The following is a 312-nucleotide window of genomic DNA, read 5'->3' as shown; positions in this document are numbered from 1 at the left end:
GATCCGCGGGAAGAAAAACAAAAAAGCCTCAGAAATCTTTCGAAATCTGAGGCTCTTCATTGAAAGGAGGCGGCGACCTACTCTCCCGCATTGCATTGCAGTACCATCGGCGCAAGTGGGCTTAACTTCTCTGTTCGGAATGGGAAGAGGTGGAACCCCACCGCAATAACCACCTGATAATGGGTTATGACGTATTTGCACACAAGCAAAACATGAATAATGACAAATGAGAAATGTGAAATTCTACATTCCTGATACATTCAGACTGAACTACAGTTGAAACTATGAACTTTCTAAAGAAAGTGTTCGGGC

1 rRNA gene is annotated in these 312 nt (G+C 43.6%); it reads right to left on the bottom strand.

Annotated elements, in window-relative coordinates:
* Nucleotides 1-64: 64 nt before the first annotated feature.
* Nucleotides 65-177: ribosomal RNA gene (gene rrf / locus DW917_RS16020) — 5S ribosomal RNA — on the bottom strand.
* Nucleotides 178-312 lie beyond the last annotated feature (135 nt).

Source organism: Prevotella sp. AM42-24 (assembly GCF_003461825.1).
In the GTDB taxonomy this organism is placed as follows: domain Bacteria; phylum Bacteroidota; class Bacteroidia; order Bacteroidales; family Bacteroidaceae; genus Prevotella; species Prevotella hominis.
Note: the sequence above shows the minus strand (reverse complement) of the source record. Positions and strands in the feature narration are given on the sequence as shown.